Origin of the sequence: Chitinophaga sp., from assembly GCF_035564935.1 — a bacterium.
GTDB lineage: Bacteria > Bacteroidota > Bacteroidia > Chitinophagales > Chitinophagaceae > Chitinophaga.
Genome location: NZ_DATMTE010001031.1, coordinates 1 through 20,172, shown reverse-complemented (window position 1 = coordinate 20,172; position 20,172 = coordinate 1). Strand labels below are relative to the sequence as shown.

At 49.7% G+C, this 20,172-nt stretch carries 20 protein-coding genes; 8 read left to right on the top strand and 12 right to left on the bottom strand.

Annotation, left to right across the window (positions count from 1 at the left end; translation table 11 throughout):
* Position 1: 1 nt before the first annotated feature.
* From VN105_RS26825 to VN105_RS26815, 3 genes are all read right to left on the bottom strand, one after another.
* On the bottom strand, positions 2–727 hold the full coding sequence (locus tag VN105_RS26825) for a hypothetical protein (protein WP_325646049.1): 726 nt from the start codon (positions 725–727) through the stop codon (positions 2–4).
* 26 nt (positions 728–753) lie between these two features.
* On the bottom strand, positions 754–1,089 hold the full coding sequence (locus VN105_RS26820) for a hypothetical protein (protein WP_325646047.1): 336 nt from the start codon (positions 1,087–1,089) through the stop codon (positions 754–756).
* A 183-nt stretch (positions 1,090–1,272) separates the two neighbouring features.
* Entirely contained in the window at positions 1,273–2,937 is a 1,665-nt protein-coding gene (locus VN105_RS26815; protein WP_325646045.1) for an ABC-F family ATP-binding cassette domain-containing protein, read from the bottom strand.
* A gap of 313 nt (positions 2,938–3,250) precedes the next feature.
* On the opposite strand from VN105_RS26815, the gene VN105_RS26810 reads away from it, so the two are divergent.
* Genes VN105_RS26810 through VN105_RS26800 form a run of 3 tightly spaced genes read left to right on the top strand, consistent with a single transcriptional unit; the run spans position 3,251 to position 4,650 of the window.
* Positions 3,251–3,772 carry a sigma-70 family RNA polymerase sigma factor gene (locus VN105_RS26810; protein WP_325646043.1) on the top strand — a complete coding sequence of 174 codons (522 nt, stop codon included), beginning with the start codon at positions 3,251–3,253 and terminating at the stop codon, positions 3,770–3,772.
* Positions 3,753–4,010: a hypothetical protein gene (locus VN105_RS26805; RefSeq protein ID WP_325646041.1), complete on the top strand. Its 258-nt coding sequence runs from the start codon at positions 3,753–3,755 to the stop codon at positions 4,008–4,010. Before VN105_RS26810 ends, VN105_RS26805 begins: the two co-directional genes overlap by 20 nt.
* A 1-nt stretch (position 4,011) precedes the next feature.
* Positions 4,012–4,650: an ATP-dependent Clp protease proteolytic subunit gene (locus VN105_RS26800; RefSeq protein ID WP_325646039.1), complete on the top strand. Its 639-nt coding sequence runs from the start codon at positions 4,012–4,014 to the stop codon at positions 4,648–4,650.
* Here the strand turns inward: VN105_RS26800 and VN105_RS26795 are convergent.
* Genes VN105_RS26795 through VN105_RS26785 form a run of 3 tightly spaced genes read right to left on the bottom strand, consistent with a single transcriptional unit; the run spans position 4,618 to position 10,353 of the window.
* Positions 4,618–6,003: an efflux transporter outer membrane subunit gene (locus tag VN105_RS26795; protein ID WP_325646037.1), complete on the bottom strand. Its 1,386-nt coding sequence runs from the start codon at positions 6,001–6,003 to the stop codon at positions 4,618–4,620. The two genes, VN105_RS26800 and VN105_RS26795, sit on opposite strands and share 33 nt — an antisense overlap.
* Before the next feature lie 36 nt (positions 6,004–6,039).
* A complete protein-coding gene (locus VN105_RS26790; RefSeq protein ID WP_325646035.1) occupies positions 6,040–9,198 on the bottom strand; it encodes an efflux RND transporter permease subunit in 3,159 nt (1,052 codons plus the stop codon).
* Positions 9,199–9,216: 18 nt separating this feature from the next.
* Positions 9,217–10,353, bottom strand: coding sequence for an efflux RND transporter periplasmic adaptor subunit (locus VN105_RS26785; RefSeq protein WP_325646034.1), 1,137 nt, complete (start codon positions 10,351–10,353; stop codon positions 9,217–9,219).
* A gap of 273 nt (positions 10,354–10,626) precedes the next feature.
* Here VN105_RS26785 and VN105_RS26780 point away from each other — a divergent pair, with 273 nt between their 5' ends.
* Complete coding sequence (locus VN105_RS26780; protein ID WP_325646032.1) at positions 10,627–11,769, top strand: TlpA disulfide reductase family protein; 1,143 nt, start codon at positions 10,627–10,629, stop codon at positions 11,767–11,769.
* A gap of 92 nt (positions 11,770–11,861) precedes the next feature.
* Here VN105_RS26780 and VN105_RS26775 read toward each other — a convergent pair whose 3' ends face one another.
* The 4 genes from VN105_RS26775 to VN105_RS26760 form a co-directional block, all read right to left on the bottom strand.
* A complete protein-coding gene (locus VN105_RS26775) occupies positions 11,862–12,275 on the bottom strand; it encodes a VOC family protein (RefSeq protein ID WP_325646030.1) in 414 nt (137 codons plus the stop codon).
* Positions 12,276–12,380: 105 nt separating this feature from the next.
* Positions 12,381–13,487 carry an ABC transporter permease gene (locus tag VN105_RS26770; RefSeq protein WP_325646028.1) on the bottom strand — a complete coding sequence of 369 codons (1,107 nt, stop codon included), beginning with the start codon at positions 13,485–13,487 and terminating at the stop codon, positions 12,381–12,383.
* Positions 13,488–13,497: 10 nt separating this feature from the next.
* Positions 13,498–14,265, bottom strand: coding sequence for a methyltransferase (locus VN105_RS26765; protein WP_325646026.1), 768 nt, complete (start codon positions 14,263–14,265; stop codon positions 13,498–13,500).
* Entirely contained in the window at positions 14,262–15,242 is a 981-nt protein-coding gene (locus tag VN105_RS26760; protein ID WP_325646025.1) for an NAD-dependent epimerase/dehydratase family protein, read from the bottom strand. The genes VN105_RS26765 and VN105_RS26760 overlap by 4 nt, the downstream gene beginning before the upstream one ends.
* Positions 15,243–15,371: 129 nt before the next feature.
* Between VN105_RS26760 and VN105_RS26755 the strand changes: the two genes are divergently transcribed.
* The 4 genes from VN105_RS26755 (at position 15,372) to VN105_RS26740 (ending at position 18,550) form a co-directional block, all read left to right on the top strand.
* On the top strand, positions 15,372–16,199 hold the full coding sequence (locus VN105_RS26755) for a helix-turn-helix transcriptional regulator (RefSeq protein WP_325646023.1): 828 nt from the start codon (positions 15,372–15,374) through the stop codon (positions 16,197–16,199).
* A gap of 328 nt (positions 16,200–16,527) precedes the next feature.
* Positions 16,528–17,433: an SMP-30/gluconolactonase/LRE family protein gene (locus VN105_RS26750; protein WP_325646021.1), complete on the top strand. Its 906-nt coding sequence runs from the start codon at positions 16,528–16,530 to the stop codon at positions 17,431–17,433.
* 51 nt (positions 17,434–17,484) lie between these two features.
* Positions 17,485–17,847: a hypothetical protein gene (locus VN105_RS26745; RefSeq protein ID WP_325646019.1), complete on the top strand. Its 363-nt coding sequence runs from the start codon at positions 17,485–17,487 to the stop codon at positions 17,845–17,847.
* Between the two features lie 67 nt (positions 17,848–17,914).
* Positions 17,915–18,550, top strand: coding sequence for a murein L,D-transpeptidase catalytic domain-containing protein (locus tag VN105_RS26740; RefSeq protein WP_325646017.1), 636 nt, complete (start codon positions 17,915–17,917; stop codon positions 18,548–18,550).
* Here VN105_RS26740 and VN105_RS26735 read toward each other — a convergent pair.
* Both VN105_RS26735 and VN105_RS26730 read right to left on the bottom strand, forming a co-directional pair.
* A complete protein-coding gene (locus VN105_RS26735; protein ID WP_325646015.1) occupies positions 18,533–19,537 on the bottom strand; it encodes a phosphotransferase enzyme family protein in 1,005 nt (334 codons plus the stop codon). The two genes, VN105_RS26740 and VN105_RS26735, sit on opposite strands and share 18 nt — an antisense overlap.
* A gap of 51 nt (positions 19,538–19,588) precedes the next feature.
* Positions 19,589–20,122 (bottom strand): GNAT family N-acetyltransferase, encoded by a 534-nt coding sequence (locus VN105_RS26730; RefSeq protein WP_325646013.1) that lies wholly within the window; start codon positions 20,120–20,122, stop codon positions 19,589–19,591.
* Positions 20,123–20,172 lie beyond the last annotated feature (50 nt).

Below are 20,172 nucleotides of genomic sequence, written 5' to 3'. Positions count from 1 at the left end.
GTTATTTTGTATCAGCTTTGTGTATATTTTTCGCTTTATCATACGCAGCCAAACAACTATCCAGCGGTCGCCCTTCTTTATATATGCAGTTGCAGAAAGCTTCGCAGGCCGCAGGGTTTTTGCCGGAAGCGCACTGACTCCTGCATTCATCTTCAGCGTTGCCTGGCCCTATCTCATATAAATAGGAAGTACCGATGATAATAAAAGCCAATAATGCAGCGGAACCTCCGAAAAAGAAGATCCGAAGGCGCATACCCAGGGGCTTTTTCAATAATACGGGCGGATCTGGTTTTGGCTGTTTAAATGGCAGAATGTATTTTAAACGATCATAATTCCAGATCAATAAAAACAAGCTTGCGAGCAGCATCATGGTGTTGATCCTTGTACCTGCAAAACGCATGGCATAAGTCAGCACACAAATATTGACAATTATAGGAAAATACATCAGTGCACCCAGCAGAGATGTTCTCGGTATTAACAGCAATATGGCTGTTATAACCTGGGCAATACCAATAAAGGTGTAGTAATATCCCGTTAGCTGTAAGGCATCAAAGTAATGTCCTAACGGATTGTTGTGAGGCAGGCCCTCAGCGAAACGTTCACCCATGATCTTAACCAGGCCGGCCGGAATAAAACTCAATGCCAAAGCAACCCGGCAAAAAATGGCGAATCTCTTAAACCATTTGTCCGACTTTGCTTCATAGTATATTTCCTCAATGCTATTCATTATCTGCATATTAATCAGCTAACTATTTATGCGCTTTTTCGGGTGAATATTTTACTGAAGAGATAGTGGAGCGCCAAGGCGATAACCGTCCAGTAAAAGGCAAACGCAAGCAATAAAACGGGTGGCGCCGGATCCGGATCTTTACCTAAAAACGACAAAGGTGCTATTAACACAAACCGGACTGGATATAAAACAGCAGCTAAGGTGTTCTTCCAGGCTATTGGTGATCCCCTTCCCGGGAACCACTCGCCGTTGGCGGGAAAGAGCCTGACTTCCGTTCCCAAAACTGAATTAGAAATAAATTGAAAGGCAAACGCCAGAACGAGAAAGGTGATGACGAATTTTGTTCTTGAGATCTTCATGTTATTGAGTTTTACGATAAACAGAAAGTACTTTGAGATACAAAGTTAATTTACTTATTTTGTAATTCAAAATATTTACCCAAATGGCGTCTTTTCTTATGCGGGCGCCGCACCTGCATAGGGGCTTTGCCGGACACCCGCAATGGTGGCCGTCATCTTTCTTATGCAGGTGCAGCACCTGGCTTAGCTGCTTAACGCCAGTACATCATCTACACCTACTTCCGCTATAAAATCGGCGTCGTGGGAAATGACCAGCAAAGTGCCTTTGTATTCCCTGAAGATCTGCGTGAGTATATTGATATTCTGCAGGTCCAGGTTGTTGGTTGGCTCATCCAGCAGGATCACATCGGGGGCCTTGTCCTGCAGGGTCATGCTGCACAGCGCGAGCCGCAGCATTTCACCACCGCTTAATACAGCGCAGGGTTTATCCCAGGTGTCCGGGCTGAAAAGGAAATTCACCAGTATGGTTTTCACCATTGATATTTCCAGGCCGTTATTGTTGTAAGACAAGGCCTGTTGCAGCACCGTTTTTTCGCGGTTGATCAGCGTGTAGTCCTGGTCCAGCAACAGGCTGCGGCTGATGGCAGTATGCATTTCACCGGTGGTTGGCTGCAGCTGGTCCAGTACCAGTTGCAGCAGGGTAGACTTGCCGCTGCCGTTGGAGCCTGTAATGGCCAGCCGCTGTCCGCTGCGGATGGTAAAGGTGAGCGGTGTTTTCCAAAGCATGTTTCCGGGAGATGTGAACTTTGGCGGTTCTCCCGTTGCTGGGGGCTCCGGTGCCGTGGTATCCCGGTGCTGCGGCGCCCATCCAAAGTTGATGCCGGTGGCCTGTACCAGCACTTTCCCGGTATGCAGCGACGATTGTTCGAAGTATCCCTTCATCATGCGCTGGATCTGCGTCATGGCCGATAGCTCCTGCCAGCCTGCCCGCAGGTCTTCCACTTTTTCGTTGTGCACCTGTTTTAATTTTCCGGTCGATACTTCTGCATGATTTTTTCTTCCATTCAGGAGTATCTTGGGTATTCCGCCACTTTGGGCTTTTTTCCGCGCCTGTGCATCGGCGTGTTGTTTGCGCTCCATTGCTTCCTGCCGTTGCTTTTTTGCTTCTTTCAACGCTTTCTCCTGGTGGGCTACCCGCTGTTGCAGGGCATCTGTTTCAATGCTTTTTTGTTCGGCGTAGAAATCGTAATTGCCCCCGTAGGCTTTGATACCGTTGGGTTGCAGCTCCCAGATGGGCTCGCAGAAGCGCAGCAGCTGCCGGTCGTGGCTCACGATCAGCAAGGTGCAGGAAGTGCCGGCCATCCATTCGTATAGCTGTTCCCGTGCGTGGTAGTCGAGGTGATTAGTGGGCTCATCCAGCAGCACAATGGAAGGTTCAAAAATATCGATGCCGGCAAGGAACAGCCTTGTTTTTTCGCCGCCACTGAGTGAAGATAAAGGCTGATCCGGCTGTAATGCCCGGAGTCCCCATTTCTCAAAGGCGGCTTCACTGCGAACGGCAATGTCCCAGTCGTCGCCAAGTATATCGTAGAGATGCGGGCTGGTATCGCCCTGCAGTATGAGTTCCAGCGCATCCAGTTTTTGCGCGGTACCTGCGGCCTGCGCCACGGTAAGCGTATTAAAATGCCCGAAATGCTGTGGTACATAATAACAGGGTTCCGTTATCCGCACCGTGCCGGACGACGGCTTTTCCAGGCCTGCAATGATCTTCAGTAAAGTAGATTTGCCGGCGCCGTTATTGCCTGCAATGGCCGCCCTGTATCCTTTATGAAGCGTGAAACTGATATCCCTGAATAGATCCTGGCCGGATGGAAGCTGGTAACTGAGCTGTTGTACGCTGATAAGCATGAGTAATCGTTTTGAAATGAACAATGGCGGCGAAACACATCGCCGGGTTAGCGGGTTGGGAAACGGGGATACTCATTTTCATGACTGTAAAATTTAGTTGAATAGATCAGCGTATGCAGTTGCATCACTGTATGATTATAAAAAAATGTATGGAAACCGGAGATAAAACACGCCGGAGCGGCATGTATAAGGGCCTCAGCCCGTTATTGTATGTAGGATAATGATCACATTGTGACACAAAGGTAAAAAAAAATCCTAAATTTTGGGTGATATCTCTTTGGTTTCCGACACTAGTATATAAAACCAGGCTCATATGCGTACTCAAGAAGATCAATGGTTGGAAGGAATATACCGGAATACGCTGCCACGCGTGGCGGCGGTGATATACCGGATGGGCGGCCACCTGGAGATGGCCAAAGATATTTTCCAGGATGCCGTTATCATCTATCTCGAAAAAAAACAGCAAAACAAACTGCCCCCCGGCGTACCTGCGGAGGCGTATATTACAGGCATCGCCAGGATACTGGGTATCCGCAAACTGAAACAATCCGGACCTCATATCCCGCTGGATGATATGGACAATGATATAGGTGTACCGGCTGATTATTATGCACCGCCACCGGTGCCCAAACCGGTACTGGAGTATGTGAAAGCCGCTGGTCAACGCTGTTTGCAGCTGCTGCGCGCATTTTATTATGATCATCTTTCCATACAGGAAATAACGGCGGATTTTAATTTCAAAACACAACATTCTGCCAGCGTGCAGAAATACAAATGCCTGGAAAAAGTAAGGGAGCAAATTAAACAGTCGGATTATGCGGAAACAGTTAGCTGAAGTGCAGCAAATAGAACAATACCTGCTGGATGAAATGCCCGTTACCTCCCGGCTGGTGTTCCAGGCCAGGATGCTGGCTGCACCGGCATTGCGGGAAAAGGTACGCTACCAGCGGAAAACATTGCAGCTGGTACGCTGGCTGGCGCGGGAAGAAAAACGCCGGGAGCTGGACCAGCTTTTCCAACGCCTTATGCAGGATACTTCTTTCAATAATTCTATCACTTCTATTTTCAAGTAACATGGCTTTTTTAGTTCCTACGGTTATCGACGGCGAAAGCCGCGGCGCGTTTGATATATACAGCCTGCTCCTGAAGGAGCGGATCATTTTCCTGGGCACGGCCATCGACGACCAGGTGGCTAATCTCATCGTGGCGCAGCTGCTGTACCTCGACAGTGAAAATCACCGGCCTATCAATATGTACATCAATAGCCCCGGTGGCGTGATCTACGCCGGCATGGCAATTTATGATACCATGAAAATGCTGAAATCGCCCGTATCCACTACGGCCATGGGGTTCACCGGCAGTATGGGCACCGTTATACTCACGGCCGGCGCCAGCGGGCAACGTTATGCGCTGCCTAACGCTACTGTTCACATGCATCCTGCCAGCGGCGGCGCCAAAGGATATACTGAAGATGTGCGGATCGCATTTAATGAACAGGGCCGGCTGCAGCATAAACTTTCTCAACTCATCGCTTTACAATCCGGCCGCTCTGTAGAAGAAGTAGCGTATGCCTTCAGGAACGATCATTTCATGGATGCGGCGGAAGCCCGGGATTTCGGGTTGGTAGACGAGGTGCTGAACAGTACTGCGGCCATACCTGCCTTTGCATTCCGGCAGGAATTATTGCCAGCCACCGCCCAGCGCCCTGTATAAGAATACAACGGCCTGCAGCTGCTGCAGGTGATCATTGATCCTGCTCAGTTGCGCTGTTAAAAGATTTTGCTGCGCATTCAGTACTTCCGTGTAGTTGGCAAATCCATATCTCACCAGTTCCTGGGTATAGTTTACCGACAACTGCAGGTTCTGGAGCTGCAACCGCCGCGAATTGCCTTTTTCTACAGCAGTCTGATAAGAGTACAAGGCATTGGATACTTCCTGCCCGGCCGTTAACACGGCAGTGCGGAAATCCAGTGCAGCCTGTTGTTGCTGTTCCTTCGCTACTTTAAGGCGTGTTTTATTGATGCCCTGATTAAAGATGGGCTGTGTTAACCCTGCTGTAAGATTGCTGATCCAGGAACCGGGACCGGTGAGGGAGAAGTAACTGGCATAACCTCCCGACGCGGAAATAGTAAGCGCCGGATAAAAATAGGCGCGGGCCACATTCGTTAATTCATAGTAATAGCGCAGGTTATATTCAGCGGCCTGCACATCCGGGCGGTTCGCCAGCAATTGTGCCGGCACGCCTGTTTTTAGCAGCATTACAGGCTGCTGGTCGTCCAGGCCGCTGCGGGCGATAGGGCCGGGAGCTTGTCCCAGCAAGAGGTTCAGCTGGTTCTCGGTTTCGCGGATCGATTGTTTCAGATCAGGGATGGTTACTTCCGCGGCATACCTGCTGGCTTCACTTTGTACCACTGCCGCGCCGGTTACCACATCGCCCTTTTTCAATTCCTTCATTACCTCCACGGTAGCCTGCCAGTTCACCACGGTTTGCTGGGTGATTTTCAGTTGCTGATCCAATGCGGTAAGGTTATAATAGTTAGTGGCAATGCTGGCAATAAGCCCTGTTTGCACGGCCCGGGCATTGGCGGTGGCTTGCAGGAACGCGGCCAGGCCCGCGCGCTTGTTGCTGCGCAGCTTACCCCAGATATCCGCTTCCCAGGCAGCGGCCAATCCTGCGTTGTATTGCTGCGGTATAACGGTTCTGCCTGTACGTTGCTGATTGGAGGCGCCTGCATAGGCAGCGCTTACATCTCCGTTTACCGAAGGATACAGCGCCTGCCTGCTTTGTGCATAATTAGCTTCCGCCTGCCGCATCCGCGACCAGGCTACCTGCAGATCAAGATTGTTGCGGATACCGGTAGCGATCAGCTGTTGTAAAAGTGTGTCCGTGAAAATTTCTTTCCAGTGAACCCTGGCCAGACTGTTGGTATCTGTCGTATTCACGTCCCGGTACAGGTTATTATCCGTAATAGCGGGAGGCTGGTAAGGCTTCGTGATACGGCAGGCCGTAATGCATCCTGCCAGGATGAAAAGAAGTAAAATATATATGCTGTTTCGACCGTTCATATTACCTGTTTTGATATCTGCCTGCGGCAGATTTTTTTAAGATACCGGTGCGGTAGCCGGTGGTTGATTTTCTTCCTCATCGTCTTCTTCTTCCGGCGCACGTTTTATTTTTTCCTGTAAGGTTTGGAAGATGATAAACAAAGTAGGGGTGATGAATACACCGAATACTGTACCTGTGAGCATGCCGCCCACAGCGCCTGTACCTATGGAGCGGTTGCCGTTGGCGCCCGCGCCGGTGGCCAGCATCAAAGGAATAAGCCCGAGGATGAAGGCGAAGGAAGTCATGAGGATAGGCCGTAACCTCGCCTGCGCACCGCTTACCGCCGCTTCCGCAATGCTCATGCCTGCACGTCTTCTTTCGGCGGCATACTCTACTATGAGGATCGCATTTTTAGCAAGCAACCCTATCAGCATGATCAGGGTGATCTGTACATAAATGTTGTTGCTCACGCCAAAGATCTGTGCAAACAGGAAGGCGCCGAAAATACCCACCGGTATGGCCAGCAGGATCGCGAAAGGCAGCAGGTAACTTTCATACTGCGCACTGAGCAACAGATACACGAAAATGAGGCACAGCAGGAAAATGAAGATGGTTTGACTACCGCCTGCCAGCTCTTCACGGCTAAGGCCCGAAAACTCGAAGCCAAAGCCGGTGGGCAGCGTTTCTGCGGCCGCCTGCTGGATGGCGTTAATGGCTTCACCGGAGCTGACCCCGGTGTTGGGCGAACCGTTAATGCTGATGGAAGTGAAAAGGTTAAACCGTGTGATGGCTTGCGGGCCATAGGTTTGCGAAAGACTTACAAACTCTGTGATAGGTACCATCACGCCATCCGCCGTGCGCACAAATACGGCATTCAGGCTTTCCTGCGTCATCCGGAACTCCGGCGAGGCCTGCACCATTACCCGGTACTGCTGCCCGAACTGGTTGAAGTTGGAGGCGTAGATACCACCGAAATATCCCTGCATGGCATTGGTGATATCCGTTACATTCAGTCCCGCGTCCTTGATCTTCGGCACGTTTACGTTCATCAGGTATTGCGGGAAGTTAGGATTGAAAGAAGTGGTGGCGAACTGGATCTCCGGCCGTTCATTCAGCACCGTGAGGAAGTCTTTGCTCACCTTAAAAAAGTGCGCAATATCGCCGCCGGTTTTATCCTGCAACTGGAATGCGAACCCGTTGGAGGCGCCGAATCCCTGGATGGTGTTGGGAGCAAAGAACTTGATCTCTGCTTCCGTCATATCGGCTGTTTTCTTATTCAGTTCCTTAATGATCTGCTGGATGTTGCGTGTACGCTGGTTCCAGGGGATGAGCCGCATTACCACCATGCCGTAGTTGCTGCCGGTACCGGATAGCTGTCCGCGACCGGTAACCGCCAGTACATTATTGATTTCAGGGATAGTGCCTGCGATCTTTTCAATTTTTCGTGCTACCACATCGGTACGTTCCAGAGAGGCATCGGGTGGTAAGCTGATGTTACAGTTAATGGTACCCATATCTTCTGCCGGAACAAATGCGGTGGGCGTTGTTTTGGAGAGGATGAGCAGGCCGGCGCAGAAAATGATCAATATACCCAGCGGGATCCATTTCCTTTTGCCGAAAAAGCGAAGGGCCTCCGCGTACCGCCTGGTCATTTTTTCAAAGGCTACGTTGAACGCCCTATAAAAACGTTGCAGGAAGTTCATTTTCGTATGTTCCTTCCCGTGAGGTCGCAGGAAAATAGCACAGAGCGCCGGGCTCAGTGTAAGTGCATTGATGGCAGACAGCACAATGGCAATGGCCAGCGTAAGACCGAACTGCTTGTAGAAAATGCCCGAGGAACCACCGATAAAACTAACCGGGATAAACACTGCCGACATTACCAGCGTAATAGACACAATAGCGCCGGATATTTCATCCAGTGCGTCAATACTTGCTTTGCGGGCCGATTTGTAGCCGGTGTCCAAACGGGCATGTACGGCTTCCACGATCACAATAGCATCATCTACCACAATACCAATGGCCAGGATCAGCGCAAAAAGCGTGAGCAGGTTGATGGTAAATCCAAATAGCTTAAGGAAAAAGAAAGTGCCTATAATTGCCACCGGAACGGATATGGCGGGGATCAGCGTGGAGCGGAAATCCTGCAGGAAAATGAATACCACCAGGAATACCAGTATGAATGCTTCCACCAGTGTATGCAATACTTTATCTATTGAGGCGGTGAGGAAATCGTCCACGTTTTGCAGCACCACGTATTTCACGCCTTTAGGAAAAGTTTTGGAGGCTTCTTCCATTACCTTCAGCGTTTCGCGTACCACATCGCGGGCATTGGAGCCGGCTACCTGGGCCACGCTTACAGAAACGGCCGGGTAGCCGTTGGTGCGGGTACTGTTGAAGTAGCTGAGAGCGCCCAGCTCAATGCGGGCCACATCCTTCATGCGCAGCAGGCGGCTGCGCAGGTTGGAACGCAGTACAATATTACCGAACTGGGTAGTGTCTATAAGCGTACCGGGGTACTTGATCACGTACTGGAACGATTGCCCGCCGCTTTCCCCGAACTGGCCGGGAGCCGCCTGGATATTCTGTTCCGCCAGGGCGGCGGTGATATCGGCCGGCACCAGTCCGTACGAAGCCATGGCCTGTGTATTGAGCCAGATCCGCATGGAATAGTCCATGTTACCGGAGGCTGAGGCATCGCCCACACCAGGGATACGTTTGATCACCGGTGTAATATTGATGTCGGTATAGTTTTGCAGGAAGGTTTGATCGAAAGTAGGGTTGGTACTGTAAATGGAGAAGATGAGCAGGTTACTGGTCTGTTTCTTCTGCACGGTAACGCCGGAGCGGGTTACTTCCTGCGGCAGCAGCGGTGTGGCGCGGGCTACGGCGTTTTGTACGTTCACTGCCGCCATATTGGGATCGCTGCCGATCTTGAAGCTCACGGTAATATTGGCGGATCCGTCGTTACCGGCGGTGGAGGTGATATAGTCCATATTCTCCACCCCGTTGATCTGCTGTTCCAGCGGTACTACCACGCTTTTCAGCACCACATCGGCATTGGCGCCGCTGTAGGAGGTTTGTACCTGTATGGTGGGAGGCGCAATATCGGGATACTGGGAGATGGGTAGTGATACCAGTCCCAATATGCCCAGTGTAACAATAATGATCGACACTACTGTTGACAATACCGGCCGCTCTATAAATCTTTTTAACATGACATTGTTTTAAATGGATCAGAGACTGTTGTAAACACTGTCTGCGTTTACGAGGCGGGGTTGGATCAGCTGGTCTTCCCGCAGGTTACTGATCCCGTCTACCACTATTTTATCGCCCTTTTTCACACCGTGCTGCACTACAAACGATTGCCCGGCGGCGCTGGCATTGGAGCCTATGTCTACTGATCTTACTTTATTATCTGCATCCATTACATACACGAACAGTTTACCCTGGATCTGGAAGGTGGCTTTTTGCGGCACCAGCAGGGCGGTATCTATAGGTTGGGGTATCCTTACAATGGCGCTGCTACCGCTGCGTACCAGGCCATCGGGATTGGAGAAGGTAGCTCTCATATTGAGGGCGCCTGTGGAGGGGTTGATCAAACCGCTGGCCGTTTCCACGCGGCCCTGCCGCGGCAGTACGATCCCGTTTGCCAGTACCAGTGTTACCGGTGGTAAGGTGGCTAGTTTTTCCTGCATGGTAGCGCCTTTGGAAGCCAGGAAGAAATCGAGTCCCTGTCTTTCATTGATGGAAAAATAAGCGTAGATCTGTGTAATATTTGAAACGGTGGTGAGCGGATTGGTGGTGGTACTGTTCACCAGGCTCCCGATCTTGTAGGGCAATATACCTACTACGCCATCGGCGGGGCTGTAAATGGTAGTATAGCTTAAGTTGGTTTTGGCATTGTTAAGCGCAGCCTGTGCCTGCGCCAGTGCGGCCTGTTTGGATTGCAGGTTGTAGGCGGCAGCTTCCAGTTCGTAGGCGCTGATAATATCTTTTTCCACCAGCGGTTTTACTTTGTTGAGCTGCATCTGCGCCGCATTTACATCTGCCACGGCAATTTTAATATTGGCCTGGGCAGTGTTTACGTTTTGTTCATACTGGGGAGCGCTGATGCGGAACAGCAGCTGTCCTTTTTTAACGGTGGCGCCTTCATCAATGTAGATGGCATCCACATATCCATCTATTTTAGGACGGATCTCAATGTTCTGGATACCCTGGATGGTAGCGGGATAGTCGGCATTGATGATGGCGTTTTTGGGCTGCAATACCATAACAGGGTAGGGCTTAAGGGTATTTTTTGTACTGCCTTGCTTATTGTTTTTGCAGGCACAGCATACCAGCAACAAAAGCGCAATTGTAGATCGACTCATAGCGTTTTACGGTTCATTAAATAATACAGACAGCAATCAGGTACTATGAGTAACTATCCGTTTAATGTATTGTTCAAAAAACGGCCGATAATTATTCGGTAGCTGGCTACGGTTTATTAGACGGCAATAACGCTAATTAGTTTATTACTACAATGTTAACTACTGTTAAACCGCTGCGGGCAGGGCCATACCACATAAAAAAAACAAACAAACGCTAAGATTCAGGTGGTTCTGTGCTTTATGTTTTATAAACCAACGTTATACAGTTAATTTATGAAAACAGGTACATTATTAGCGGCACTGGTGTTGCCGGCCATTACCTTTGCCCAGCAGGCATATACGCTGAAAGGCAAAGTGGGGCAAACAGCACCCGGCGCCAAGGCTTATCTTGACCGCCGTGTAAACGGGGAAACCTTTCTCGACTCTGCCGTTATCAAAGATGGCAGCTTTCAATTTAAAGGCACTTTGAAGTCGCCCTACCTGGTGATGCTGACGGTAGACCATAGCGGCGCGGGGCTTACTGGTCATGGTCCGGATACAGACCGCCGCCTGCTGTACCTGGATAATGCCACTTTTACCGTGGCCAGTACCGGTAATATCAGCGATGCCGTGATCACCGGGTCGCCTGTAAACAAGGAATACGACCGCTACAAATCGTTTATTTCGGTGTATGATACGCTGATGGCAGGTATCAATAAAGACTACGGCGGCGCTACAGAGGCACAAAGGAACGACACCGCTTTTACCAATAACCTGAACACCAGGTTCCATGCAGCCATTGATGAAAAGAAAGCGTTGCAGCGTAAGTTCGTCGGGGAAAACCCCAACTCTTTTTTCAGTATTGTAGCCCTGAAAGAGCTGGCGGTGATGAATAATATGAACCTGAAGGAGCTTACCCCGATGTATAACGGCCTTAGCGCGGCATTGAAGAAAAGCCCTGCCGGGCAGGAGTTTTACCAGTCCATGGAAACAGAAAAGGCATTAGGTATCGGTGCACCTGCACCGGACTTTACGCAAAACGACATCAACGACAAGCCCGTGAAATTATCGGACTTCAGGGGGAAATATGTATTGCTGGATTTCTGGGCCTCCTGGTGTGGCCCATGCCGTGCTGAAAATCCCAATGTGGTGGCGGCTTATAAGAAATTTCACGATAAGAACTTCATGGTGTTAAGCGTGTCGCTGGATCAGCCCGGGAAGAAAGCAGCCTGGCTGGGCGCTATTGAAAAGGACGGTTTACAGGATTTTGTGCATGTATCCGATCTTAAGTACTGGGACAATGCCGTGGCTCGCCGGTACGGCGTGCGTGGCGTGCCTACCAATTACCTGATTGCGCCGGATGGAAAAATTATTGCAAAGAACCTGCGGGGGGAACAGCTGGATAAACAACTGACCAGCTTAATAGCTAATCAATAAAAGGGAATGCTGACCCTTAACTGTTGCACTAAATGAAAACAGCCGGTTCAGTGGAGTGAACCGGCTGCTGTTTCTTTAAGGGATTATCAGCCTTACCGGGCATAATCGTAGTTGATGAGCCAGGATACGCCGAACGGATCGGTTAACATGCCGAAGTAAGCATTCCAGGGCGCCTTGTTCATGGGCATAGTAGCCTGGCCGCCTTTTGAAAGCCCGTTGAACAGTTTGTCGGCCTCCGCTTCGCTTTCTGCTTCAATGGCCACGAAGAAAAGATTTCCGGCGGTACCCGGGCCATATTGAGCCGGCTGGTCGCTGCCAAACAGGAAAGAACCTTTGCCCAACGGTATAGCCACGTGCATCACTTTATTTTCTTCCCCTTCCGAACAATGCTCCATATCGCCGAAGCGTGAAAATGTTTGAAATTCTTTCTCAAAAACAGATTTGTAAAAATTGAAGGCTTCTTCACAGTTGCCGTTGAAATTCAGGTAAGGATTCACTGCTGCCATGTTGTTATTTTTTTGTGTTTAAGAAGATGGCATAAAGTTAAGCCACTTCCCCGGGGAAAAAGGTGGCCGTATAAGACACAAAAAGGGGCAGGCGCGACAACCTTTTTATTCCCATTTGAATGACCTGATGGATAGTGCTGCAATGAGCACGCCCCACACGACGAGCCCTCCCAGTTGCCAGGGGATCTGCCAGATGTGTGAACCTTCGAAGGCGATTTTCCGTAGTCCGTCTACAAAAAAAGTAAGTGGTAACAATTCACAAAAACTGCGTAACCACACGGGATAATTATCTATAGGAAAAAATAAACCGCAAAGTAATATCTGGGGTACTGTGAGCGTGTTGGCAACCGGCGCAATGGAGCTCTCATTGCGGATCATACCGCTGATAATAAAACCGATGCCCATAAAAATAACCAGCCCGAATACGGAGAGCAGCAACATTTCCATGAAAGTAAACAACCCGTTCACCAGCGTAAAATGAAACGCAAAATATCCCAGCGCTGTGATGATCATAAAACAGATCACCTGGAATAATAAACGGCTGATCATTTCACCTGCCAGGATGGCTGCGCGGCTTACCGGCGTTACGTAGATGCGTTTGAGTACCAGCGTATGCCGCAGGTTAAACAGGAGGAAAGCGGAGCTGAATACGCCTGCCATGAGCAGGGAAAAGCCCAGTTGTCCCGGTAAAATAAAATCTATCTGCCGATACACCCTGCCGGGGATAGTTATTTCGCGGATTGCAGCAGGAGTGGGCTGCCCGGGTAGTACCCGCTGGTTCACCTGTACGGCGGCCGCCTGCAGGGCTGCACGGATCAGGGGCATTTTATCTGCTACGGCGCTGCTGCCGAGCAAATCGGTCCGGAATTGCGGTACACCATTGACCACTGCCGGCGGATGAAGATAAAGTATCCCGGCAATCCTTCCTTTTTTGAGATCAGACAGCAGGGCGGCGGAATCGCTGCCATAGGCCAGGTCGAAAATAGGAATGGCTTTAATGGCTGCATACATAGGACTGGCGCTATCGCTCTGCGGCGACAGCCTGATCTTCAGCTTCACTGCCGTACTGTCTACCATAGCGCCAAAAACCGTTACGAAGATCACCGGGAACAGCAGGGCAAAAACAACGGAAGTGGGACTGCGCAAAGTAGCAATAAGGCTTGCTTTTGCCATTACCAATGCTGCTTTGAACTGACTGTACTTTTTTGCCATATGCCGTAGGTTACCAGGTGAAGGGAAGTAATACTTTTCTGTTGGCCGGGTATGCAGGGAACTGTTGCTGATACCAGCGGTGGTTGGCGATTGCACGGGGTACCAGGTTGGCGCAGGTCCAGATGAAGAAGGCCAGCGCCGGCAGGCTCCAGGTAAGCAATGCGTAGCCGCCCCATTCCATTATTTCTCCGGTGAGATTGGGCGAGGAAAGGTACCTGAAGAGCCCTTTTTGAGGGAGCTTATAACCGGTTTCATGTTTTTTTCTCAGTTGTATCAGGTAGTAGTCTGATTGCCAGTTGATATACATGCCCACAGCAAAAAGCAATAGCCCTGCAATAAATGCGGGGGAAAAGAACCAGCTGTCGGGATAGTGTGCAAATGCGGTGAACCAGATGCCCAGCAGCGAGCCGTTCACGGTATTGAACAGCATGGCCGACAGCATGATCACTACCGGCATTTTTTTTCCTTTGGTACGTATCATGAACGGGTATACGAAACTGCGGTGTATATAGTGCAGGAAGAAGAGGCACACCATAACGCCCGCGGGGGAACGCCATTGGAAAGTACGTAGGGGCAGCCATACCAGGAAGGTGACGAGCACGGTAGATTCCATCAGCAACCAGCCGGCTTTGTTGGAGATCATGGGGCCCCAGTTGTTGCTGCTGTAGCGCCCGTAGGGGGCTTCGCGGCGCAGCAGGTAGATGCCGGCCCCGATACCGGTGGCTATCCAGCAGCAGATAAAAACAACATAACCGCGTAGTGGTAAATAGTCAATCATTTGATAGCGCCTGTTTGTTTGAACCAATCAATAGTGTCCCGAAGGGTTTCCGTGAAAGGCCGTGGCTGGAAACCAAGTTCCGTTGCCGCCTTTGAATGATCAATTTTTTTATTGCTGTACACCAGGTTGTATACCGACTGCCGTGTGTAAAAAGGAGGACCGCCGCTGATGGCTGCCAGGATTCTCACTAATGGCAGCATACTGAATACAAGCCACAAAGGTACTACCGGCAGCGTTACCGGGCGTCCTTTTATGTGGCGGATCTCCCGGTGCAGGGTTACCAGGGAGATCCATTCGCCGCTTAAAAGGTAAGCGGCGCCCGGTGTTCCGCGGGTTAAAGCATTTACAATGGTCCCGGCCACATCCCTTACGTCGGTAAAATCAACGCCGCCGGGAAAAAGGGCGGGTATTTTACCTTTGTACATATTGATCACCGCTTTACCTATCAGCGACGGTTGCTGATCGAACGGCCCCATGACCGCCGTGGGCGCCAGTGCTATCACTTCCATACCGTGGCCGTTGTACGACAATGCAATGGCCTGTGATACCGCTTTCGAGTAGTCGTAACCGTAGCGGGTGGTGGTGGCCGGGCTGCGACTTTCATCCATCCGTTCATCGTAGGGCGCCTGGTTATAGGCGGTAACAGAACTGAGATGAATAAACCTTTTAACACCGGCTTGTTGTGCCGCTGCAGCCAGGAGCCGGGTGCCGCCGGTATTGGTATCGAAAAGCGCTTTATCGGGCCGGTCATCTACCGAAATCACCGCTGCAAGGTGTATTACCACTTCAGCGCCGGCCACCAGGCTGTTGATAGCAGCTTCATCCAGCAGGTGGCCCTGCACGAAGGTAAGCTGTTCCGGGCCGGTTTGCGGCGGGGATTTACGGGTAAGCAGCCGCAGGGTATGGCCTCCAGACAGTAGTAGCGGGACCAGTACGCTGCCTATATACCCCGAAGCGCCCGTTATCGCAATTTTCATCTTTAAATATAAAGTAAAATTAAAGGGTAGAAGATAACGCTTACCGGTAGCATTGGCTGACTTTTTTATTAATTACCTATCTTTGAAAGGAGGAACGCAGTACTGAGCACCTATAGCCGAAACACATCCATGAAATCAGAAATCTATAAGCCACATCCCGCGCTGCAGGATTTAGTACATTGTATTAGTATTTACGAAGTTGACTTTACCAAAACCCGGGGATTGTCAAATATATACCGTTTTGTGCCCACCTATCAGCGATACATTATTTTTTACCTGGAAGATCCCATTAAAGTATTAAAAGCCGGTAACGGTGATTTTATTACCAAGTCGGTTTGTGTAACCATTGGTCCGCAGGACCAGGCCGTGACCCTGGATATGGGTAGCCGGCACCTGGCGCTGTGTATTGCTTTTCAACCCAGTGGTTTGCACCGGCTGTTAAAGATCCCTATGTCTGAAATATATGAGCAGGATTTTGATACCCGTTTGTTACTGGGAAATGAAATAGAAGAAATTACGGAGCGACTGAAAGGGGCAGACAACTGGGCGCACATGATAAGTATCATTGAATTTTACCTGCTGAAGAAAGTATCTGTGCTGAAGCCGGTGTTGCCGGTAGACAAAGCCATGGCGGCTCTGGTGGGCAGCGGTGGCAATATTACCATGGAGGAACTGGCTTCGCTGGCTTGCCTGAGCCTGCGGCAGTTTGAACGGAAATGCACCGAGAGACTGGGCATGCCGCCCAAGCAATACGCACGGCTTATCCGTTTCTGTAAGGCTTACCAGCTGAAAGAACTGTTTCCGCAGAAAACCTGGACGGAGATTGCCTATAACAGCGGCTACTATGATCAGATGCATTTTATCCGCGACTTCAAGAAATTTGCGGGGATAACGCCTTCCTTTATCCACGAAGATGATCTCAGGAACACTATCCGGCTACATAAAATAATGGTGTAAGTGCTAAAGATGTCGTTTTTGTACTATGAAGAGGCCGTTAATCACGATAATTTTGCCTTGTAACCGGTACACGACTTCATCCATACAAGATAGCATTCCAACTGAATTAAGAACGCCATTCTAAGATCGGGGAAATGTCATTCAGCGTTGGTTACCCCAAAAAATTTATATCATGTTTTAACCTGCAGGCGGGCTATTTATATAGCCGGCGCATTACTGCCACCACCTGCCTGTATCTCTCTTTATCATTCTTATCAGCCATCTTCTGTTATTTTTAGAAAAAATTCTCCGCCGGATTGATTACAATTGTGAAAACTGACGGAACTATATGCGGTTAAAATTCTATTCCACGTTACTATTCGGAACCTGTTGCTATATAAGCGCAGGAGCAGCCACACAAGACACTATTCCGCCAACGGTAGCTGAAAATGCCCGGTTGGAGCTGGTTTCAAAACAATTCGATTTTACGGAAGGCCCTGCGGCCGATAAAAAAGGGAATATCTATTTCACCGATCAGCCCAATAATAAGATCTGGAAATATGATACGCAGGGGAAGCTCTCCGTTTTTTCAGACAAAGCTGGTCGAGCCAACGGGATGTATTTCGATAGAAAAGGCAACCTGGTAGTGTGCGCGGATGAGAAATACGAGTTATGGTCCATCTCTCCAAGGGGAAAAGTAAAAGTGCTCCTGAATAATTTCGGGGGGCATCAGTTCAATGGGCCCAACGATGTATGGATAGCTCCCGGCGGTGGTATGTATTTCACGGATCCTTACTACCAGCGCGATTACTGGGAACGTAAACAACCCGACCTGAAAGAAGAGAATGTTTACTACCTGGCGCCCGGCGCCAAAGAGGCCGTAGTGGCCGCGTCGGATATAAAAAAGCCCAACGGCATTATCGGCACCCCCGACGGGAAGCTGGTATATGTGGCAGATATCGGCGCAGGCAAAATATACCGCTACAACGTGAATGCAAACGGCAGTTTGAGCGACCGCCATCTCATGGCGGAAAAATCAACAGATGGTTTGGCGCTTGATGAACAGGGGAATCTTTATCTCTGTGGCAATGGCGTTACCGTTATTAATAAAGACGGACAGAAGATAGGCCAGATCGCAGTTCCGGAAGGGTGGACGGCCAATGCCTGTTTTGGCGGAAAGAACAATGATATCCTGTTCATCACAGCAGGCAAGGGAATTTATACGTTGCAGATGAAGGTAAAGGGTGGTGAGTAAAAGATAAATTTGCAGGAAGTTGTAATATTGCGGTTCAGCAAAAATACAATTATGTCAGTTGCGATGGATATTATGCGCGCCCTGGATCCTGCGGGATTGGAACGGTTTAAGATCAACCTGGATGCGCCTGCGCAGCCGGAGAAGATAGGAGAGGTGTGGACCCTGAAGGTAGTGCCTTTTGAACAAACGGAGCAGGCAAGGAAAACCTTTAACCAGCAGTTTGACAACAACAGGACAGCCAAATCGTGGGTGGTTGAAAATAAGGAAGAAGCCATTGCCGTGGTACAGGAATTATACCTGCAATATGCTGATAAACTGCCGCAGCCCTTTGATGAAACACAACTGCATATCGGCCATTTTCCACCTACCGGCCGGTATTCCATCCTTATTCATGTAAAAGAGATCTGGGAATAAAAATCGCCTTCGCTGGTTTTTTCCGGCGGAGGCATATGGAAAATACAAGGTACTGCATCTCACATGCATGATACGGTTTAAAGCATCGGGCGGCTGGCTGCTGCCAATACTTTTCCTTGCCGCCTGTAAAGAAAAAAACACCTCTCCCCATGTTATAACCCCGTCTTCATCCCCGGTGGAGGAACTGGTGATGACGCCTGATGCCATCCTTTTACACAAGAAAGCAAAAATTTTACAACAATATGCCGTTAAGCACGGATACAACACCCGTTATGCTTTCCTGGTTGATTTCAGCGTATTTTCCGGGGGCAAAAGGTTTATTTGCTACGACCTGTTACATCGCAGGATACAAAGCAGCGGCCTGGTGGCGCATGGGCAGGGACCGGATTTCAGGGCAGAGAAAGTGGTGTTTTCCAATGTGCCGGGTAGCCGTTGTTCTTCACTGGGTAAATATCGTATAGGCGGTAAGTATAGTGGCCGGTTTGGTACGGCGTATAAATTGTATGGGCTCGACAGCAGCAACAGCCGGGCTTTTGACCGTTTTGTAGTGTTGCACAGCCACACCTGCGTACCGGCACTCGCGCAGCAGCAGGGGATTTGCCGCAGCGACGGATGTCCTACACTGAACCCGGATTACTTCGCCTCGTTACAACCTCTTATTGACACTTCGTCCCGGCCGATGTTGCTATGGATTTACCGTTGATGTATTGAGGAGGTACAGGTCATAATATCGTTTCACTAACAAATTGATAAACCTTTTCAGGTAGCTTTCATTTAAAAAAGAATTGGACCAGTTGTGATACCGGTCGCATTGAACGCCCAGGTAAAAGAAATACATGCATACGCCCAGTGCGGGTATCAGTCTTTTTTCTTCTGCACTGAGTGGGGTGATGGCGTTATAGCCTTCCAGGAAGCGGTTTGTTTTGGCCTGGCATTCGGGCATGTCGCGGATAAGGCTGTGCAGTTGCAGGATATAGTAAGCTACATCGAGACATTGCCAGCCATTGCCGCAGAAATCGAAGTCGAACAGGGTAATTTCCTGGTTGGCGCGGATGTTCATATTATCGAACCAGATGTCCATATGCACCACTCCCTGGCGGATGGCAGAAAGATCGACATGCTGTAATACCTGTAACAGATGGGCCTGTGCTTCTTTCATGAAAATCATTTCCGCTGAATCTGCGGGCAGGAATTTTTTAATGGACTCCAGCGGGGCTTCCAGTAAATTTTTAGTGGTATAGGTAATCCTGTTCAGCGACATCAACTCCGTGAGCTGGTGCATGCGGGCCATGACGCTGCCAATTTTTACATGCACTTCCTCATCGTAGTGGAGTAGTTTTTCTCCTTCTGCAAAAGAAAATAACACCCCGTACCGTTCGCCTTCCGGCGCATTCAGGGTTTGTATAAAGTTTCCCTGTTTATCGGCCAGCGGCCATGACACCGGGATGCCGTTTTCTTTGAGCAGCAGCAGTAAGCGGAGTTCTTCGGAAATTTCGGGAATGGTGCGCCAGTGCAGGCTATACACGCGAAATATGTACTTGCCGGAGGAAGCAGTTACCTGGTAGGTATCGTTGATACCAGACCGGATCAGATGACAGCCGGCGCCGCCTGCCTCATCGTATTGTGACTGCAGGAACAGCGCCAGGTGCAACGCGGAAAGATGAGAGCTGGATACGGGGAAATGATTCATGAACCGCGCATTTATTGTAAAAAGGGGCGCTAAGGTAATGAAATAAATTTATTACAGCTTATGCAATGGCAGGTCTAACCGCATCACAAGATCCGTTTGCATGTCGGTGCCCAGCTGAAAGGGATGAGTGGCGAATTGTGCGAAGCCGTTTTTCCGGTAAAAGGCGATTGCTTTAGTGTTGTGTTCCCATACGCCAAGCCACAGGAAAGGCGCCTGTACTTCCATTGCAAGGGTTACGGCCTGGTTGAACAGCTGCTGGCCTATCTTTTTTCCCTGGTGCGATTTTAATACGTATATGCGTTCCAGTTCTACCGCCCGGCTGTTGTACAACTCCGACTGTGCCGTTTTGAAATTTACTTTCATATAACCGATCGGCTGGTTTTTCAGCATGGCGAAATAGAATTGGGAATCCGGCTCGCTCAGCTCTGCAGATAATTTGGCGATACTGAAATTGTCCTGCAGGTATTGTTTCATATTTTCCGGTGTATTGTCGGCTGCAAAGCTTTCCTGGAAGGTTTCACGGGCTATTTGCTGTAACAGTTCCACTTCCGCCGTTATAGCCGGCACGATAAGTATGTCATTCATTTTCTATGGCTTATAAAATAATTGGATCTATTTTTAAATTAAATTCGGGT

Coding starts and splice junctions, on each gene's coding strand:
- VN105_RS26825 (WP_325646049.1), bottom strand. CDS start 727: ATGAATAGCATTGAGGAAATATACTATGAAGCAAAGTCGGACAAATGG.
- VN105_RS26820 (WP_325646047.1), bottom strand. CDS start 1,089: ATGAAGATCTCAAGAACAAAATTCGTCATCACCTTTCTCGTTCTGGCG.
- VN105_RS26815 (WP_325646045.1), bottom strand. CDS start 2,937: ATGCTTATCAGCGTACAACAGCTCAGTTACCAGCTTCCATCCGGCCAG.
- VN105_RS26810 (WP_325646043.1), top strand. CDS start 3,251: ATGCGTACTCAAGAAGATCAATGGTTGGAAGGAATATACCGGAATACG.
- VN105_RS26805 (WP_325646041.1), top strand. CDS start 3,753: ATGCGGAAACAGTTAGCTGAAGTGCAGCAAATAGAACAATACCTGCTG.
- VN105_RS26800 (WP_325646039.1), top strand. CDS start 4,012: ATGGCTTTTTTAGTTCCTACGGTTATCGACGGCGAAAGCCGCGGCGCG.
- VN105_RS26795 (WP_325646037.1), bottom strand. CDS start 6,003: ATGAACGGTCGAAACAGCATATATATTTTACTTCTTTTCATCCTGGCA.
- VN105_RS26790 (WP_325646035.1), bottom strand. CDS start 9,198: ATGTTAAAAAGATTTATAGAGCGGCCGGTATTGTCAACAGTAGTGTCG.
- VN105_RS26785 (WP_325646034.1), bottom strand. CDS start 10,353: ATGAGTCGATCTACAATTGCGCTTTTGTTGCTGGTATGCTGTGCCTGC.
- VN105_RS26780 (WP_325646032.1), top strand. CDS start 10,627: ATGAAAACAGGTACATTATTAGCGGCACTGGTGTTGCCGGCCATTACC.
- VN105_RS26775 (WP_325646030.1), bottom strand. CDS start 12,275: ATGGCAGCAGTGAATCCTTACCTGAATTTCAACGGCAACTGTGAAGAA.
- VN105_RS26770 (WP_325646028.1), bottom strand. CDS start 13,487: ATGGCAAAAAAGTACAGTCAGTTCAAAGCAGCATTGGTAATGGCAAAA.
- VN105_RS26765 (WP_325646026.1), bottom strand. CDS start 14,265: ATGATTGACTATTTACCACTACGCGGTTATGTTGTTTTTATCTGCTGC.
- VN105_RS26760 (WP_325646025.1), bottom strand. CDS start 15,242: ATGAAAATTGCGATAACGGGCGCTTCGGGGTATATAGGCAGCGTACTG.
- VN105_RS26755 (WP_325646023.1), top strand. CDS start 15,372: ATGAAATCAGAAATCTATAAGCCACATCCCGCGCTGCAGGATTTAGTA.
- VN105_RS26750 (WP_325646021.1), top strand. CDS start 16,528: ATGCGGTTAAAATTCTATTCCACGTTACTATTCGGAACCTGTTGCTAT.
- VN105_RS26745 (WP_325646019.1), top strand. CDS start 17,485: ATGTCAGTTGCGATGGATATTATGCGCGCCCTGGATCCTGCGGGATTG.
- VN105_RS26740 (WP_325646017.1), top strand. CDS start 17,915: ATGATACGGTTTAAAGCATCGGGCGGCTGGCTGCTGCCAATACTTTTC.
- VN105_RS26735 (WP_325646015.1), bottom strand. CDS start 19,537: ATGAATCATTTCCCCGTATCCAGCTCTCATCTTTCCGCGTTGCACCTG.
- VN105_RS26730 (WP_325646013.1), bottom strand. CDS start 20,122: ATGAATGACATACTTATCGTGCCGGCTATAACGGCGGAAGTGGAACTG.